Genomic DNA, 15,991 nt, shown 5'->3' on the forward strand with positions numbered 1-15,991 from the left:
ATGACGACGGTCCACGAAGCGCTCGCGCGACTGAGCCTGATCGACCACCACTGCCACGGCGTGGTCACCGAGGACCTCGACCGGGACGGCTACGAGGCCCTCCTCACCGAGGGCGGCCGCTGGCCGGGCAGCGGCATCTCACCCTTCGACACCCCGGTCGGCGTCTCGGTCCGCCGCCACTGCGCCCCGCTGCTGGACCTGGACCGGCACGCCCCGCCGGAGGAGTACCTGACGCGCCGGGCGGAACTGGGCGCGACGGAGGTGAACCGGCGCTTCCTGGCCGCGGCGGGCACCGGCACCTACTTCCTGGACACCGGCTTCGGCCCGGCCGAGCTGGCCGCGGACGCCGTGCACGAGGTCGTACGACTGGAGAGCGTGGAGGAAGCGCTGGTGGCGAAGGGCGTCGAGCCCGACGACTACGCCGACGCCTTCCGCACGGCCGCGCTCGAGGCCGTCCGCCGCCCGCGGGTGGTGGCGGTGAAGTCGGTGGCGGCCTACCGCACGGGGTTCGACCTGGACCCGGCCCGTCCGTCGGCCGCGGAGGTGGAGCGGGCGGCCCGGGAGCGGCTTGCGGCGGGCGGGCGGCTGACGGACCCGGTCCTGGTACGGCATCTGCTGTGGACCGCCGTCGACCTGGGCCTGCCCCTCCAGCTCCACACGGGCTTCGGCGACAACGACATCCGCCTGCACCGGGTCGACCCGACCCACCTCACGGACTGGCTGCACCTGACCGCCGGCACGATCCCGGTCCTGCTCCTGCACTGCTGGCCGTACCAGCGGCAGGCCGGCTATCTGGCCGCCGTCTTCGAGCAGGTGTACCTGGACGTCGGCCTCACCCTGCACCACGTGGGCCCGGCGCGGGCCCGGGCCGTGCTGGAGGAGGCACTGGAGATCACACCGTTCCGCAAACTGCTGTACAGCTCCGACGCCTACGGTCTGGCCGAGTTCTACCGGCTCGGCGCGCTGGCGTTCCGCCGGGGACTGGGCGAGCTGCTCCAGGACCGGGTGGACGCCGACGAGCTGGGCCGGCCCGACGCGCTGCGGCTCGCGGAGTGGGCGGGAGCACACAATGCGCGTCGGGTCTACCGCCTTTCCGGCCCCTCCTGAAAGTATGATCAAGCAATGTCTGACATGACCGAAACCACGCCCGGCTGGCTCACGACCGACGACCTCGAGCAGGCGCGCGCCCGGATGCCGATCCTGTACGTCGAGGCGGTGCCCGTGCGCGTCGACGACAGCGGCGAAGTCACCAGCGTCGGCCTGCTGCTGCGCATCGGCCCCGACGGAACGGTCAGCCGGACGCTGGTCTCCGGACGCGTGCTGCACCACGAGCGCGTCCGCGACGCCCTCATGCGCAACCTGGAGAAGGACCTCGGCCCGGTGGCGCTGCCCCGCATCCCCACCGCCCCGCAGCCCTTCACGGTCGCCGAGTACTTCCCGACTCAGGGCATCACGCCGTACCACGACCCCCGTCAGCACGCGGTGTCGCTGGCCTACGTCGTCCCGGTCACCGGCGACTGCCGCCCCCGGCAGGACGCCCTCGACCTGGTCTGGTTCAGCCCCCAGGAAGCACTGTCGGAGGCGGTGCAGAGCGAGATGCCGGGCGGCCACGGGGTACTGCTGAAGCAGGCGCTGGCGCATGTGGGATGCGTGATCTGACCTTCGGCGGGGCCGGTTCGTCCCCGGGAGGCGCCGGCGGGTCAACGGGAGGGGAAGGCGGGGCAGGCCCGGCGTACAACCGTTCGGCGCCGAGGGACGTCTGATCTTCGGGAACGCGTTCCCCGAGGTTCACCCACCCGTCACCACCCCCCACTGCCGCGAAGGACCCTCCATGCGTCACGCCGCACCCGGCATCCGTACGCTCCGACAGGCCACCGGCGCAGTCGGCGCCCTCGTGCTGACGGCGCTCGGCGCCGCGCCCGCCGTCGCCGCCGACCCCGCCCCCACGCCCCACCTGGTGCTGGGCGAGATGGCGCCGAGGGTCGACGGCCTGAAGCCGGGCGGCACCTACGACGTCACCCCGGTCTCCTTCACCAACACCGGCACCGAGGCGCTCGACAAGGTCTACCTCCAGTACTCGGTCACCCGCGGCCTGAGCCACACCGAACTGCCCTCCAACTGCATCCGCTACGACGTCGGTTCCTACGACGAGCTGCCCGAGAAGTCCTACGCCATCTGCGAGTTCGACCAGACCGTGGAACCGGGCGTCGTCTACGCCCCCGAGAAAGCGCTGACGCTCAACGTCCTCGACTACGCGCTGCACGACGAACTCCGCGTCGTGGTGGACGTCGACGGCTCGCTCCCCGGCGACGAGACCGGCCGGCCGGTGCCCGGCACCGGCCCCGCCGTGAAGCTCGTCGAGAAGCCCGACGCGACTCCGGCCGAGCCCGGCAGCGGCGAGCACGAGGGCTGGGACGACGCCAGCATCTCGGTGAACGCGGCGAACACCGCCGACCTCCAGCTGACCGCCGGCAAACTGAGCGGCAAGGTCGGCGACACGGTGTCGCTGGAGGTGAAGCTCACCAACGCCGGTCCCGGCTGGGTCCTCGGCGAGCTGGACAACTCCGTGACGAAGATCCGCGTCACCGTCCCGGCGGGCACCACCGTCACCAAGACCGCGCCCTGCACCAAGGTCGGCGCCGGGGTCTACGAGTGCGGCACCGCCCAGCGCTGGCTCAAGGAGAACGCCGTCGAGAAGCGCACCTTCAAGCTGCGCATCGACAAGGCCGTGACCGGAGCGAAGGCCTCGGCGAAGCTGACGGGGCAGGCCCGGCCGTACGACAAGAACCCGGAGAACGACAGCCTCACCATCCCGCTCGAGGTCACGGGCGGCTCGTCCGGCAACGGCGGCGGGTCGGCCGGCACCGACGGCGGCTCGTCGTCCACGGGCGGTGGCTCCGGGAGCGCCACCTCCGGCGGCTCCGGCTCCGGCGGCTCGACCACGTCCGGCGGCTCCTCGACGTCCGGCACCTCCGGGTCCACGACGACCGCCGACGGCGACCTGGCCAGCACCGGTTCCGGCGCGACGCTGCCCCTCGCGGGCGCGGCCGCTGCGGCGGTCGCCGTGGGCGCGGGCACGGTGCTGGTCGTACGACGCCGCAGGGCGACCCAGCAGTAGCCCTCGCAGCCGTCGAGAGGGAGCCTTGGCACAGAGGTCCCGGTCGTCGCGAGGGAGCCGGGACTCAAGGGCTCCCGTCGTCGAGAGGGAGCCCTGACGCAAAGGCTCCCTCTCACCCCCGCCCCGCCCGCACCGCCCCCGCACTCGCCCCCACCACCAACCCGATCGCCCCGCACTGCAGCAGCGACAACCCCTGCCCCAGCACCAGCCAACCCGCCGTCGCCGCAAGCGCGGGCGCCAGGCTCATCAGGACCGCGAACGTCGCCGCGGACAGCCGGCGCAGGGCGAGCAGTTCGAGGGTGTACGGCACCCCGGAGCTGAGCACCGCGATGGCGAGGCCCAGCCCGAGCACGCCCGGCTCCAGCAGGGCCGTCCCCGACGCCCCGATGCCCAGCGGCAGGCTCACGAGCGCGGCGACGCCCATCGCGATCGCGAGACCGTCCAGACGCGGAAAGCGGGCGCCCGCACGGGCGTTGAGCAGGATGTACGCCGCCCACATCGCCCCGGCACCCAGCGCGAACGCCGCTCCGCCCACGTCGAGGCTCCCGAAGTCGCCGCCGCTCAGCAGACACACCCCGGCGAGGGCGAGGCCTGCCCAGAGGAAGCTCGCCGCGCGCCGCGAGACCAGCACCGACAGCAGGAGCGGGCCGAGGACCTCCAGGGTGACGGCCGCGCCCAGCGGGATGCGGGCGATGGACTGGTAGAACAGGAGGTTCATGCCGCCGAGGGCCAGGCCGAAGCCGGTGACCACCGCCCAGTCGGTGCGCGAGTGGCCGCGCAGCCGGGGCCGGGTGACGGTCAGGAGCAGCACCGCGGCGAAGGCGATCCGCAGGCCCACCGTGCCGAGCGCCCCGGCGCGCGGGAACAGCAGGGCGGCACAGGCCGATCCGAACTGCACCGACACCGAACCCGCCAGCACGAGGCCGACGCCGACGAGGCTGCCGCGCCCCGCGGGATGCCGTACGAGAGGGCGTGAGCTGGTCACCGTGGTGGTCATGGCGTTCACGCTAGGCAGCCGGCGGCTCCGCGTGAAATGCCGATTTCCCTGCGGTTATGCTCTGGAAGCAAGACCGTGGAACTGCGGCACCTGCGGGCCTTCCTCGTCATCGCCGAGGAAGGCAACATCACCCGTGCCGCCGCCCGCCTCCATGTGAGCCAGCCCGCGCTGTCGCGGACGCTGCGCCGGCTCGAGGACCATCTGGGCGCCCGCCTCGTCGACCGCTCGACCCATCATCTGGAGCTGACCACGCAGGGCCGTGTCTTCCGGGACAAGGCCGCCGCCGCGCTGTCCGCCGTGGACACCGCCCTGGACCCGGGCGGGCTGCGGAGCTGGCCGCTGCGCCTCGGCCATCCCTGGGCGGCGCTCGGCGACCACACCGTCGCGCTGCTGCGCCGCTGGGACGAGATCCACCCCGGCACCCGTCTCGAACTGCTCCGCGTCGACGACCGTACGGCGGGCCTCACCCAGGGCAAGGTCGACGCGGCCCTGCTGCGTGGGGCCGTCACCGCGCCGGGGCTCCGCACCGAGCTGCTGACCTGGGAGGAGCGGGTGGTCGTCCTCCCGTCGGACAGCCCCCTGACGGGCCTCCCCCGGGTCACCCTTTCCGATCTGGTGGACCGTCCGATCGCCGTCAACGTCGTGTCCGGTACGACGACGATGGACCTGTGGCCGCCGACGGCCCGCCCGTCCGCGACCATCGAGGTGAGCAACACCGACGAGTGGCTCATGGCCATCGCGGCGGGCCGGGCCGTCGGTGTCTCCACGACGGCCACTCCCGGCAACCACGCCCATCCTTCCCTGGTCTATCGCCCGCTCACGGACGCGCCGCCCGTCCCCGTCGTCCTCGCCTGGCGCGAGGGCGCGGGACACCCGGCCCTGCCCGACCTGATCACCCTCGCCCACGAGGTCCTGGCCGGACCGAGGCCCTGATCCCGGCCGTCGCAGCACGTCGCCGTATTGTTCGGCGCGTGGTCGACACCTCACTGATGCGGCTGCCCGGCATGCCGCTGCACGATCCGTTCGTCGTCGCCGACGAAGAGACCCTCACCTACCACCTCTACACCTCCAACGACCCGTCCGTGTCCGGCGTCGAGGGCACCGGCACGATGGTCTACCGCAGCCACGACCTGCGCGACTGGACCCCTCCCGTGCCGGTCTTCCTCGCCGCCGACCAGGAGAACCTCTGGGCGAAGGACGGCGGTTGGGCGCCCGAGGTGCACAAGTGGGCAGGCAGGTACTACCTGTTCACCACCCTCCACGATGAGAACCACCCCCTCCCCGTGCCGCCGCCCAACCAGTGGGGCACCCCGTTCCAGCTGCGGAACCACCTGCGCGGCACCATCACCGCCGTGTCCGACTCCCTGCTGGGTCCGTTCACCGCCGTCGACCTCGAACGCCCGACCCCTCCCCCGCACTTGATGACCCTCGACGGAACGCTCCACGTGGACCGGGACGGGCAGCCCTGGATGGTCTACGCGCACGAATGGCTGCAGACGGTCGACGGCACCATGGAGGCGATCCGGCTGGCCCCGGACCTGACGGAGACCATCGGCGAGCCGGTGTTTCTCTTCAAGGCGTCCGACGCCCCCTGGCTCGGCGAGCAGATCCCCGCCGGCCTCCCGGGACAGCTCCCCCCGTACATCACCGACGGCCCCCAGCTGTACCCCACCCCGGACGGCTCGCTGCTCATGCTGTGGTCGACCTACGAGAAGAACACCGTCGGCCCGGACGGCAACATCAGCGGCGGCTACGTCCAGACGTACGCCGTCTCCGAGTCCGGCGACCTGCGGGGCCCATGGCTCCAGCGGCGGCCGCTGGTGCGTGAGGACAGCGGGCACGGCATGCTGTTCCGCACCTTCGAGGGCCGGCTGATGATGATCCTGCACCGGCCGTTCGAGAACGCCCGGGGGAAGCTGTACGAAATGGAGCTCGACGGCCATGAGCTGCGGGTGGTCCGCCAGTGCACCGACCTCGACGGCGGCGGCTGACCGTCTGCGGTGAGGGCACGAGCGCGCCGGCTAGCGGGGCGGTGCCGTGGTGCCGCGCACCTCCAGGACGGGCGTGGCGAGTTCGACCTCGCGCGGCCGGTCCGGGTCCTCGATCCGGTCGAGCAGCCGCTGGGCCGCGCGCCGGCCCACGTCGTGGCCGGCGTTGTCCACGGTGGTCAGCCACAGATGGCGCAGGCGGGAGAGATAGGTGTTGTCGTAGCCGACGACGGACAGGTCCCGTGGCACCTGGAGCCCGCTCTCCTCCGCCGCCGACAACGCGCCGACGCCGGTCATGTCGTTGACGGCGAAGATCGCGGTGGGCCGCTGCGGGCGGTTGAGGAGTCGTACGGTGGCCCGGTAGCCGCCCTCCTCGGTCAGGTCCCCCTGTTCCGTGACCGCCGTGCCGGCCAGCCCGTGCTCCCGCATCACCGCCTCGAAGCTCCGGCGCCGCAGCTCGCCCACGGCACCCTGCGCGGCGATGTGCGCGATGTGCCGGTGACCGAGCCCGATGAGGTGCTCGGTGGCGAGCCGGGCGCCCTGTTCGTCGTCGTTGGCGACGACGTCCACCCCGGGCAGCTCCGGTTCACGGGCGCCCGCGACGACGGTGGGGATCTGCCCGGCGGCGGTGCGCAGTGCCTCGGGGTCCTGGAGCGTGCCGACCGCGATCAGACCGTCGACCCGCAGCTCGGTGAAGGTGCGGGTGAGGTCCTCGCCGAGCCGGCGGTTGAGGTGCCCGTCGGCGAGCAGGGTGTGCAGTCCGCTGTCGTAGAGCCGGGAGTTGAGCGCGTCGAGGAGTTCCACGAACCAGGGGTTGCGCAGGTCGTTCAGGAGCACGCCGACCGTGCGGGTGCGGCGCTCGCTGAGGCTGCGGGCGGCGGCGTTGGGCCGGTAGCCGAGTTCCTCGACGGCGGCGAGGACGGCCGCGCGCTTCTCGGGACGTACGCCCTCGGAGCCGCGCAGCACCAGCGAGACCAGCGACTTGGACACGCCGGCGCGCTCGGCGACGTCACGGATGGTCGGGGTCCTCATGCATGGACCGTTCCATACCGTCCGTTCGCCTCGCAATCCCTTGACACCCCCGGTCGCACGGCTCCATCGTGAGCGGCGGAGGCTTTGGAACGGTCCAAAACTCCGGGGCAGGTACGAGGAAGGGCGGTCATCGTGGACAGGCTCGGCATCGCCGTGGTGGGTTTCGGCTGGATGGGGCGGGTGCACACCCAGGCCTACGCCCGGCTGCCGCACCATTTCCCGCAGTTGCCGCTGCGGCCGGAGCTCGTGACGGTCGCCGACGAGGTGCCCGGCCGCGCCGAGCAGGCCGCGCAGCAGTACAGCTTCGCGTCCGCGACCCGCCACTGGCGCGAGGTGGCCGCGGATCCGCGGGTACGGGCCGTGAGCATCACCGCCCCGAACTTCCTGCACCGCGAGATCGGCGTCGCGATGGCCGAGGCGGGCAAGCACATCTGGATCGAGAAGCCGGTCGGCCTGACCGCCCAGGACGCCGGCGCGGTGGCCGACGCGGTCGCCAAGGCCGGCGTCCAGGGCACGGTCGGCTTCAACTACCGCAACGCGCCCGCCGTCCAGGCCGCCCGGGAGCTGATCGCCGCCGGCGAGATCGGCACCGTCACGCACATTCGCGTCCGCCTCTTCAGTGACTACGCCGCCCATCCCGAGGGCGCCCTGACCTGGCGGTACGAGCTGGAGCGCGGCGGCAGCGGAGTGCTGGGCGACCTCGCGTCGCACGGCGTGGACCTCGCCCGCCATCTCCTCGGCGACATCGAGTCGCTCACCGCCGACACCGCGGTCTTCGTCCCCGAGCGGGCCCGCCCCACCGGCGCCACCGCGGGCCACACCCGCGCGACGGGCGGCGAGCTGGGCCCGGTCGAGAACGACGACTACGTCAACTGCCTCCTCCGCTTCGCCTCCGGCGCCCGAGGCGTCCTGGAGGCCTGCCGGGTCTCGGTCGGCGAACAGAACAACTACGGCTTCGAGATCCACGGCACCACCGGCGCGGTCTTCTGGGACTACCGCCGCATGGGCGAGCTCGGCGTCAGCCGGGGCACGGCCTACCAGGACCAGCCCGTCAGCACGGTCTACGTCGGCCCGGGCGCGGGCGAGTTCGGCGCCTTCCAGCCGGGCTCCGCCAACACCATGGGCTACGACGACCTGAAGGTGATCGAGGCGTACGGGTTCCTCCGGTCGATCGCCGAAGGGACCCCGTACGGCGCGACACTCGAGGACGCGGTGGCGAGCGCGACGGCACTGGACGCGATGACGCGGTCCGCGCAGCGGCGGACGTGGGTGGACCTCGGCACGGCATGAGTGATGTCACAGGCTCTCCGTGGGTTCGGGCGCAGCCACCGGAGTAGGTTGGTTTCAAATTTGAAACACCTGCCTGGGAGAACGCCATGCGCGTCGCGGTCACCGGTTCCACCGGCCTCATCGGATCCGCCCTCACCACCTCGCTCCTCTCCGACGGCCACCAGGTGGTCCGCCTCGTCCGCGACGGGACGGCGCCCGCCACCGGTGACGGCAGCGAGTCGGCGTGGTGGGACCCGGCCGCCGGGACGGTCCGGCCCGGCGCGCTGGACGGGGTCGACGCGGTCGTGCACCTGGCCGGTGCCGGGATCGGGGACAAGCGGTGGAGCGCCGCGTACAAGGCGGAGATCCGCCGGAGCCGGACCGCCGGGACGGACACGATCGCACGGGCCTGCGCCGAGGCGGCCACTCCTCCGCGCGTGCTGGTCTCCGCGTCCGCGACCGGCTACTACGGCGACACCGGTGAGCTGGTCATCGAGGAGAGCGCGCCCGCGGGGGACGACTTCCTGGCGGACGTGTGCGCCGCCTGGGAGGCCGCCGCCGAACCGGCCCGGGAGGCCGGCGTCCGGGTCGTGCATCCGCGCACCGGCCTCGTGGTCTCGGCGCGGGGCGGCGCCTTCGGCAGGCTGCTGCCGCTGTTCCGCTTCGGTCTGGGAGGCCGGCTGGGCTCGGGCGAGCAGTACTGGCCGTTCATCTCGCTCACCGATCACATCGCGGCGCTGCGGTTCGCGATCGCCGCCGACGAGCTCTCGGGGCCGGTCAACTTCACGGCCCCCGAACCGGTGACGAACCGTGCCGTCACCGAGGCGCTGGGCCGGGCGCTGCACCGGCCGACGCTCGCCGCCGTGCCCGCGTTCGCGCTCCGGGCGGCGCTCGGGGAGTTCGCGACGGGCATCACGTGCAGTTGCCGTGCCGTGCCGTCGGCCCTGCTCAAGGCCGGATTCGACTTCGCCCACCCCACGGTCGACGAGGCACTGGGGTCCGTGCTGCGGGCAAACTGACGGCACGAAGAAGGGCCTTCACAGACTGTCGCCTGTGAAGGCCCTCTCACACCGTCGGGACGACAGGATTTGAACCTGCGACCCCTTGACCCCCAGTCAAGTGCGCTACCAAGCTGCGCCACGTCCCGGTGTCCGTCTGACCTGGGGTTTCCCCCGGCCGAACGTGCAGTGAAACAATACCGCACTCGGGTCGGTGGTCGCGCACCCGTTTATCGGGAAGGCGAAGCCACGGCGTCGGCGCGCACCAGGTCGCGTATCGCCGGCACCGAGAGCAGGGCACCGCAGACGACGAGGCTCATCACCCCGGCGACGAGCAGCACGTGGTCGGCACCGAGGGCCGCGGCGGACGGGCCCGCGAGTGCCTGGCCGACCGGCATCAGGGCGAGGGAGCCGGCGACGTCGTAGGCGTGGATGCGGTTGAGGGCGTCGGGCGGGACCTGGGTCTGGATGCTGGTCGACCACATCACGCTCCAGAACGCCATGCCCGTCCCGGCGACGGCGGCTCCGGCCATCATGGCGGGCACGCCGAGGCCCGCGCCGACGGCCGCCGGGAAGGCCCCGAAGCCGACCAGGGCGATCGATCCGGCGCGCAGCATCCGGTGCGGGCGCAGCCGCAGGGCGAGGAGTCCCCCCACGACGGTGCCGGCGCCGAGCGCGGAGTTCACCAGGCCGTAGGCGCGCGGGCCGTGGTCCTGGACGACCTCGGTGGCGACCAGCGGGACGGTGGGGCCGGACACGGAGATCATGTACAGGCCCCAGATGGCGATCACTCCCCACAGCCAGGTGCGGGCCCTGAACTCCCGCCAGCCGGTGACCAGATCGGCCCGGAAGGTGCTGGCCGCCCGCGGCGCCGGTCCGTCGTCCGGGGCGCGCGGCGGCAGTCTGAGCGCCAGCAGGCACAGGGCGCTGACCGCGTACATGGCGGCGTCCACGGCGAAGACGCCGCCGGCCGAGGCGAAAGCGACGAGCAGTCCGGCGAGGGCGGGGCCGGCGAGCTGGGCGCCGGCCTCCGCGATGCGTATCGCGCCGTTCGCGCCCTGCACATCGCCGGCCAGCCGGGGAACCGTGCTGGCGACGCCGGGCTGGAACAGGGCGCCCGCCACGCCGTTGACGAAGCCGATGGCGCAGATCTGCCACAGCACCACATGCCCGGAGAAGAAGAGCGCGGCGGCGAGGGTCTGGGTGCCCAGCCGCACCACGTCGGCGCCGATCATCACCTTGCGGGTGTCGAACCGGTCGGCGATGACGCCGCCGAAGACCACGAGCCCGGCGAAGGACGCGGCCGAGGAGGCCATCGCCAGGCCCACCGCGCCCGCCCCGTAGCCGTGCTCCAGCAGGCCGGCGGCGAGGGCGACGGGGAGGATCGTGTGGCCGAGGGCGGCGACGGCCCGCGCGACGAAGAACAGGGCGAAGTCCCGCGACCAGACGGCCGGCACGGCCGCCTCGCACGCCGGAACAGGAGCGACGTCGTCGGCGCTCGCGCCGTACGCCTCCCCCTTCGACGACACCCCGGTCATCCGCACACCCCTCCCGGCACCACCCGCACCCGCATGTGTCCCACTCGCCACGCCTTCGGATCATGCCACGGGGCACTGACAGCCCCCGGGGAATTTCACTCGCCGACCGGACGCCCCAACTCCGGATAGCTGTCAAGGAGTCGGGGCGGGGCGGCCTGGCGCCAGGAGTCGGCCAGGATGTCCCGCAGTTCGTCCTCGTCCTCCAGGGCGGCGAGGCGGGCCCGGACCCAGGCGAACTGCGCCTCGTGATCGGCGATCCAGAACTTCTCCGGCTCGGCGAGCACCAGTTCGTCCCGCTCCTCCTTGGGGCAGCGGACCGCGAGGGAGGTCTCCTCCTCGGGCAGCGTGGCGAACATCTTCCCCGCGACCCGGAACGTGGGCATGCTCCAGGCGATCTTCTCCGTGGTGTCCGGCAGGGACAGGGCGATACGGCGTACGTCTTCGGCATCCGGCATGACACGCACCGTAGCGGCTGCCACTGACAATCACCTGGTGGGAGCGGTTGTCCCCAGGTTCTTGTAGTAGAGGGTCGTCCCCCGGAGGACTCCGGCCGGGTCGGCCGCGTAGTCGGGGATCACGCCGGCCCTGGTCCATCCGGCCGAGGTGTACAGGCGCTCCGCCAAGCTGTCGGTCTCCGTGTCGAGGTGGAGCAGGGTGATGCCGTCGTCGGCGGCGGCCTGTTCGGCGGTCGTCAGGAGCCTGCGTCCGAGCCCCCGCCCTCGCGCGTCCCGGTGCACCATCAGCTTGACCAGTTCGGCGCGGTGCCGGCTGTTGGGCTTGTCGGGGAAGGCCAGGCTGACGGTGCCGAGCGCCCGGTCGCCGGCGCGGGCGATCCAGACGGCGAGTTGTCCGGACGCCGCTGCGGCCGCCCGTCCCTTCCACCAGGCGACGGCCACCGCGCGGTCGAGGGGCGCGAGGAAGCCGATGGAGGCGCCGCCGTCGACGGTGTCGGCCATCAGGTCGGCCAACTCCTCGGCATACAGCTGCACTTGATCCGCGTCGAGCCGGGTGACGATCACGGCAGCACCACCGCCAGCACGTACCGCACCGGCTCCGGCCCGGCGCACCGGAACCGTGTCGGCCCCCACACCCGCAGCCGCAGACAGTCCCCGGCACCCAGCCGGTGCCCGACGTCCTGCGCGGTCATGTCCAGAGCGCCTTCCAGGACCCAGATGTGCTGTTCGAGGCCGGGCACGGGCGGCCTGTCGTACGCGATGTCCGAGCCCGGGGCGAGCCGTCCCTCGACGAGTTCGCCGCGCAGCCCGCTGTGGGGCGGTGACACGGAACGCCGTACGAAACCGGAGGCCCGGTCCTCCCACACGGGCTGCTCAGCGGCCCGGACCAGCAACGGGGGCTCGGTCTCGACCTCGCTGAGCAGCTGGGACATGGTCCGCCCGTAGGCCGCGCACAGACGGTTCAGCAGGGAGGCGGTCGGGCTGCTCTCCGCACGCTCGGCCCGGGACAGGGTCGACTTGCTCACCCCGGTCCGGTCGGCCAGCTCTCCCAGGGACCAGCCGCGTTCGGCACGCAGTTCGGCGAGACGCGCGCCCAGTCGGACATCGACGGGGTCCGGGGCGATCCCGGCTTCGGCTTGTTTCATATTCGGGACGATATCCCGCATATGAAACAGGCAGGTTACGTCCCGCTCTCAGCCGCCCCGGCCAGCGCCTCGATCACCGGCCGGATCAGCGGATGCCCCTCCGCGCCCCGCCGTACCGCCGCGAACACCCGCCGGGTGGGCGCGATGCCGTCGACCGGTCGTACGACGACACCTGTCAGGTCCATTCCGATCAGCGCCGAGCGCGGTACGAGCGCCACGCCCGCGCCGGCCGAGGCGAGGGCGACGACCGCGCGGAAGTCGTCCGAGGAGTGTTCGAGACTGGGCTGGAAGCCCGCGTTCTCGCAGGCCAGGACCACGACCTCATGGCAGGGGTTGCCCGGGTAGGGGCCGATCCACGGGTCCTTGGCCAGTTCCGCCAGCGGCACCTCGCCCGCCTCCGCCAGCCGGTGGCTCACCGGGACGACCGCGTCGAAGGGCTCGGCGTACAGAGGGACGTGGGTCAGACGGGGGTCGTCGGCCGGGGGCGCCCCGCGGTACTCGACGGCGACCGCGACATCGACCTGCCGGTCCAGGACCATCGGCAGACTGGCGTCGCCCTCGGCGTCCTGGACGCGGATGCGGATGCCCGGGGAGGTCACGGCGAGCCTCGCCACCGCGGGCGCGACGACCAGGGCGATGCCGGTCGCGAAGGAGGCGACGGTGACCGTGCCGGCCTCGCCCGAGCCGTACGCGGCCAGTTCCGCCTCGGCGCGCTCCAGCTGGGCGAGGACGGCGTTGGTGTGGTTCAGCAGGATCTCGCCGGCCGCGGTGAGCCGTACGCCCTTCGCGCCGCGTTCGACCAGGCGGTGCCCGGTCTCCTGCTCCAGGGCCGTGAGCTGCTGGGACACCGCCGAGGGCGTGAGATACAGCGCGGCGGCAGCCGCCGTCACCGTACGGTGGTCGGCCACCGCCCGGAGGATGTGCAGCCGCCGCGCTTCGATCATGGGATCGATTGTCTCAAATGCCCCCGTGTGCTCGGGCTCAGCCCGCCGACTCCCCGGAGGCCGCCGCTTCCAGCTCGGCCCGCGCCGCGACGAAGGCGTCCACCGCGCGGTTCACGTCCTCGGTGGAGTGCGCGGCCGACAGCTGGACGCGGATACGGGCCTGGCCCTGCGGCACCACCGGGTAGGAAAAGCCGATCACGTACACGCCGCGCTCCAGGAGCAGCTCCGCGAGGCGGCCGGCCTTGGCCGCGTCGCCGATCATCACGGGGGCGATGGCGTGGTCGCCGGGGAGGATCTCGAAGCCCTCCTCCGTCATCCGGCGGCGGAACAGGGCCGTGTTCTCGTTCAGCCGGACCCGCAGGTCGTCGGCCGACTCCAGCAGGTCGAGGACCTTGAGGGAGGCGGCGGCGATCACCGGGGCGAGCGTGTTGGAGAACAGGTACGGGCGGGAGCGCTGGCGCAGCAGGGCGACGATCTCCGCGCGGGCGGCCACATAGCCGCCGGACGCGCCGCCGAGCGCCTTGCCGAGGGTGCCGGTGATGATGTCGACGCGGTCCATGACGCCGTGCAGCTCGGGGGTGCCGCGGCCGCCGGGGCCGACGAAGCCGACGGCGTGCGAGTCGTCGACCATGACCATGGCGTCGTAGCGGTCGGCGAGGTCGCAGATCTCGGCGAGCGGGGCCACATAGCCGTCCATGGAGAACACGCCGTCGGTAACGATCAGTCGGCGGCGCGCGTCGGAGGCGTCCTTCAACTGCCGTTCCAGGTCGGCCATGTCGCGGTTGGCATAACGCAGGCGGCGGGCCTTGGACAGCCGGATGCCGTCGATGATCGACGCGTGGTTGAGGGCGTCGGAGATGACCGCGTCCTCGGGGCCGAGGAGGGTCTCGAAGACACCGCCGTTGGCGTCGAAGCAGGACGAGTAGAGGATCGTGTCCTCCTGGCCGAGGAACGCCGAGAGGCGGGCCTCCAGCTCCTTGTGCACCTCCTGCGTGCCGCAGATGAAGCGCACGGACGCCATGCCGTAGCCCCAGCGGTCGAGGGCCTCGTGGGCGGCGGCGACGACCTCGGGGTGGTCGGCGAGACCGAGGTAGTTGTTGGCGCAGAAGTTGAGGACCTCACCGGGACGGCCGCCCGCGGTGACGTTCACGGTCGCGGACTGCGGGGTGCCGATGACGCGCTCGGGCTTGTGCAGACCGGCGGCGCGGATCTCGTCGAGGGTGGCGCGGAGATCGTCACGGACAGAGTCGAACATGGGAGTGGCTCCTAAAGGGTTACGCAGTCCAGGGTTACGCAGTCCAGTCGAGGATGACCTTGCCGCCGCGGCCGCTCGCGGCGTCCGCGAACGCCGCCTCGTAGTCGCGGTAGCCGTAGCGGCCGGTGATCACGGGGGCGAGGTCGAGGCCGCCCTCCAGGAGGACGGACATCGCGTACCAGGTCTCGAACATCTCACGGCCGTAGATGCCCTTGATGGTGATCATCGAGGTGACGACGCGGGCCCAGTCGACCGGGAACTCCTGCGCGGGCAGGCCGAGCATGGCGATCCGGCCGCCGTGCGTCATGTTGGCGATCATGTCGCGCATCGCGGTCGGATTGCCGGACATCTCCAGGCCGATGTCGAAGCCCTCGCGGAGCCCGAGGGAGCGCTGGCCGTCGGCGATCGAGGACTCGGCGACGTTCAGGGCGAGGCTGACGCCGATCTTGCGGGCGAGGTCGAGCCGCTCCTCGCTGACGTCGGTGATGACGACGTTGCGGGCCCCGGCGTGCTTGGCCACGGCCGCCGCCATCAGGCCGATCGGCCCGGCACCGGTGATCAGCACGTCCTCGCCGACCAGCGGGAAGGACAGCGCGGTGTGCACGGCGTTGCCGAACGGGTCGAAGATCGCGGCCACGTCGAGGTCCACGGGGACACGGTGCACCCACACGTTCGAGGCGGGCAGGGCGACGTACTCCGCGAAGGCCCCGTCCCGTCCGACGCCGAGCCCGACCGTGGCCCGGCACAGGTGGCGGCGGCCGGCGAGGCAGTTGCGGCACTTGCCGCAGACCAGGTGCCCCTCGCCGCTGACCCGGTCGCCCACGGCGATGTCGACGACGTCACGGCCGGTCTCGACGACCTCGCCGACGAACTCGTGCCCGAGCACCAGCGGCGTACGGATCGTCTGCTGCGCCCACCCGTCCCAGGACCGGATGTGCAGATCGGTACCGCAGATGCCGGTGCGCAGCACCTTGATCAGTACGTCGCCGGCTCCCACGGCGGGTTCGGGGACGTCCGCGAGCCACAGTCCGGGCTCCGCCTTCTCCTTGACCAGCGCCTTCACCGCTACGGCTCCTGAGGGTGCGTTCCCGCGCGCGGGCACGCCGAAGAGGCCCGCAGCCGGGAAGAGGGGTGGAATCGCGTAGCAATCTGCCGTACGACGCCCCCTCAGGTCCATCGAGGTTTTCTTAAGCGCCGCCGCAGATCTTCTTCACGCCACCCCTGAGTGGGGAACACCGCCGCCGACCGGCCC

16 protein-coding genes and 1 tRNA gene are annotated in these 15,991 nt (G+C 72.4%); 7 read left to right on the plus strand and 10 right to left on the minus strand.

Annotated features, from left to right (window positions below; translation table 11 throughout):
• The 3 genes from ACFUO4_RS05995 (at position 1) to ACFUO4_RS06005 (ending at position 3,118) form a co-directional block, all read left to right on the plus strand.
• On the plus strand, positions 1-1,107 hold the full coding sequence (locus ACFUO4_RS05995; RefSeq protein WP_383480313.1) for an amidohydrolase family protein: 1,107 nt from the start codon (positions 1-3) through the stop codon (positions 1,105-1,107).
• A gap of 24 nt (positions 1,108-1,131) precedes the next feature.
• Positions 1,132-1,659: an NUDIX hydrolase family protein gene (locus ACFUO4_RS06000; protein WP_079307412.1), complete on the plus strand. Its 528-nt coding sequence runs from the start codon at positions 1,132-1,134 to the stop codon at positions 1,657-1,659.
• Positions 1,660-1,831: 172 nt separating this feature from the next.
• Positions 1,832-3,118: a hypothetical protein gene (locus ACFUO4_RS06005; protein WP_383480315.1), complete on the plus strand. Its 1,287-nt coding sequence runs from the start codon at positions 1,832-1,834 to the stop codon at positions 3,116-3,118.
• A gap of 112 nt (positions 3,119-3,230) precedes the next feature.
• Here the strand turns inward: ACFUO4_RS06005 and ACFUO4_RS06010 are convergent, their stop codons facing one another.
• Positions 3,231-4,115, minus strand: coding sequence for a DMT family transporter (locus tag ACFUO4_RS06010; protein WP_383480317.1), 885 nt, complete (start codon positions 4,113-4,115; stop codon positions 3,231-3,233).
• 36 nt (positions 4,116-4,151) lie between these two features.
• Here ACFUO4_RS06010 and ACFUO4_RS06015 point away from each other — a divergent pair, with 36 nt between their 5' ends.
• Positions 4,152-5,048, plus strand: a complete 897-nt coding sequence (locus ACFUO4_RS06015) for a LysR family transcriptional regulator (RefSeq protein WP_383480319.1) — start codon at positions 4,152-4,154, stop codon at positions 5,046-5,048.
• Between the two features lie 56 nt (positions 5,049-5,104).
• Complete coding sequence (locus tag ACFUO4_RS06020; protein ID WP_383482322.1) at positions 5,105-6,106, plus strand: glycoside hydrolase family 43 protein; 1,002 nt, start codon at positions 5,105-5,107, stop codon at positions 6,104-6,106.
• Positions 6,107-6,136: 30 nt separating this feature from the next.
• Here ACFUO4_RS06020 and ACFUO4_RS06025 read toward each other — a convergent pair whose 3' ends face one another.
• Positions 6,137-7,135, minus strand: a complete 999-nt coding sequence (locus ACFUO4_RS06025) for a LacI family DNA-binding transcriptional regulator (RefSeq protein WP_079308420.1) — start codon at positions 7,133-7,135, stop codon at positions 6,137-6,139.
• 129 nt (positions 7,136-7,264) lie between these two features.
• On the opposite strand from ACFUO4_RS06025, the gene ACFUO4_RS06030 reads away from it, so the two are divergent.
• Both ACFUO4_RS06030 and ACFUO4_RS06035 read left to right on the plus strand, forming a co-directional pair.
• The gene (locus tag ACFUO4_RS06030) at positions 7,265-8,425 is read left to right on the plus strand and encodes a Gfo/Idh/MocA family protein (protein WP_383482325.1); all 1,161 of its coding nucleotides are present in this window, start codon (positions 7,265-7,267) and stop codon (positions 8,423-8,425) included.
• Positions 8,426-8,511: 86 nt separating this feature from the next.
• Positions 8,512-9,423 (plus strand): TIGR01777 family oxidoreductase, encoded by a 912-nt coding sequence (locus ACFUO4_RS06035; protein ID WP_383480321.1) that lies wholly within the window; start codon positions 8,512-8,514, stop codon positions 9,421-9,423.
• A gap of 54 nt (positions 9,424-9,477) precedes the next feature.
• Here the strand turns inward: ACFUO4_RS06035 and ACFUO4_RS06040 are convergent.
• The 8 genes from ACFUO4_RS06040 to tdh form a co-directional block, all read right to left on the minus strand.
• Positions 9,478-9,551 (minus strand) — tRNA-Pro (locus tag ACFUO4_RS06040).
• Between the two features lie 81 nt (positions 9,552-9,632).
• The gene (locus tag ACFUO4_RS06045; protein ID WP_383480323.1) at positions 9,633-10,940 is read right to left on the minus strand and encodes an MFS transporter; all 1,308 of its coding nucleotides are present in this window, start codon (positions 10,938-10,940) and stop codon (positions 9,633-9,635) included.
• Positions 10,941-11,035: 95 nt separating this feature from the next.
• Positions 11,036-11,395: an MmcQ/YjbR family DNA-binding protein gene (locus ACFUO4_RS06050; RefSeq protein WP_079308418.1), complete on the minus strand. Its 360-nt coding sequence runs from the start codon at positions 11,393-11,395 to the stop codon at positions 11,036-11,038.
• A gap of 30 nt (positions 11,396-11,425) precedes the next feature.
• On the minus strand, positions 11,426-11,959 hold the full coding sequence (locus ACFUO4_RS06055) for a GNAT family N-acetyltransferase (protein WP_383480326.1): 534 nt from the start codon (positions 11,957-11,959) through the stop codon (positions 11,426-11,428).
• Positions 11,956-12,540, minus strand: a complete 585-nt coding sequence (locus ACFUO4_RS06060; RefSeq protein ID WP_383480328.1) for a helix-turn-helix domain-containing protein — start codon at positions 12,538-12,540, stop codon at positions 11,956-11,958. Before ACFUO4_RS06060 ends, ACFUO4_RS06055 begins: the two co-directional genes overlap by 4 nt.
• Before the next feature lie 35 nt (positions 12,541-12,575).
• Positions 12,576-13,484: a LysR family transcriptional regulator gene (locus ACFUO4_RS06065; protein WP_383480330.1), complete on the minus strand. Its 909-nt coding sequence runs from the start codon at positions 13,482-13,484 to the stop codon at positions 12,576-12,578.
• 37 nt (positions 13,485-13,521) lie between these two features.
• A complete protein-coding gene (locus ACFUO4_RS06070) occupies positions 13,522-14,739 on the minus strand; it encodes a glycine C-acetyltransferase (RefSeq protein WP_383480332.1) in 1,218 nt (405 codons plus the stop codon).
• Positions 14,740-14,773: 34 nt separating this feature from the next.
• A complete protein-coding gene (tdh, locus tag ACFUO4_RS06075; protein WP_079308414.1) occupies positions 14,774-15,802 on the minus strand; it encodes an L-threonine 3-dehydrogenase in 1,029 nt (342 codons plus the stop codon).
• Positions 15,803-15,991: the final 189 nt, after the last annotated feature.

The sequence above is a fragment of the Streptomyces sp. NPDC057280 genome (assembly GCF_042668605.1).
Classification (GTDB): domain Bacteria; phylum Actinomycetota; class Actinomycetes; order Streptomycetales; family Streptomycetaceae; genus Streptomyces.

Excerpts from the sequence above, each read along its gene's own strand:
- ACFUO4_RS05995 (WP_383480313.1), top strand. The coding sequence starts at position 1 with ATGACGACGGTCCACGAAGCGCTCGCGCGACTGAGCCTGATCGACCAC.
- ACFUO4_RS06000 (WP_079307412.1), top strand. The coding sequence starts at position 1,132 with ATGACCGAAACCACGCCCGGCTGGCTCACGACCGACGACCTCGAGCAG.
- ACFUO4_RS06005 (WP_383480315.1), top strand. The coding sequence starts at position 1,832 with ATGCGTCACGCCGCACCCGGCATCCGTACGCTCCGACAGGCCACCGGC.
- ACFUO4_RS06010 (WP_383480317.1), bottom strand. The coding sequence starts at position 4,115 with ATGACCACCACGGTGACCAGCTCACGCCCTCTCGTACGGCATCCCGCG.
- ACFUO4_RS06015 (WP_383480319.1), top strand. The coding sequence starts at position 4,152 with ATGCCGATTTCCCTGCGGTTATGCTCTGGAAGCAAGACCGTGGAACTG.
- ACFUO4_RS06020 (WP_383482322.1), top strand. The coding sequence starts at position 5,105 with ATGCGGCTGCCCGGCATGCCGCTGCACGATCCGTTCGTCGTCGCCGAC.
- ACFUO4_RS06025 (WP_079308420.1), bottom strand. The coding sequence starts at position 7,135 with ATGAGGACCCCGACCATCCGTGACGTCGCCGAGCGCGCCGGCGTGTCC.
- ACFUO4_RS06035 (WP_383480321.1), top strand. The coding sequence starts at position 8,512 with ATGCGCGTCGCGGTCACCGGTTCCACCGGCCTCATCGGATCCGCCCTC.
- ACFUO4_RS06045 (WP_383480323.1), bottom strand. The coding sequence starts at position 10,940 with ATGACCGGGGTGTCGTCGAAGGGGGAGGCGTACGGCGCGAGCGCCGAC.
- ACFUO4_RS06050 (WP_079308418.1), bottom strand. The coding sequence starts at position 11,395 with ATGCCGGATGCCGAAGACGTACGCCGTATCGCCCTGTCCCTGCCGGAC.
- ACFUO4_RS06060 (WP_383480328.1), bottom strand. The coding sequence starts at position 12,540 with ATGAAACAAGCCGAAGCCGGGATCGCCCCGGACCCCGTCGATGTCCGA.
- ACFUO4_RS06065 (WP_383480330.1), bottom strand. The coding sequence starts at position 13,484 with ATGATCGAAGCGCGGCGGCTGCACATCCTCCGGGCGGTGGCCGACCAC.
- ACFUO4_RS06070 (WP_383480332.1), bottom strand. The coding sequence starts at position 14,739 with ATGTTCGACTCTGTCCGTGACGATCTCCGCGCCACCCTCGACGAGATC.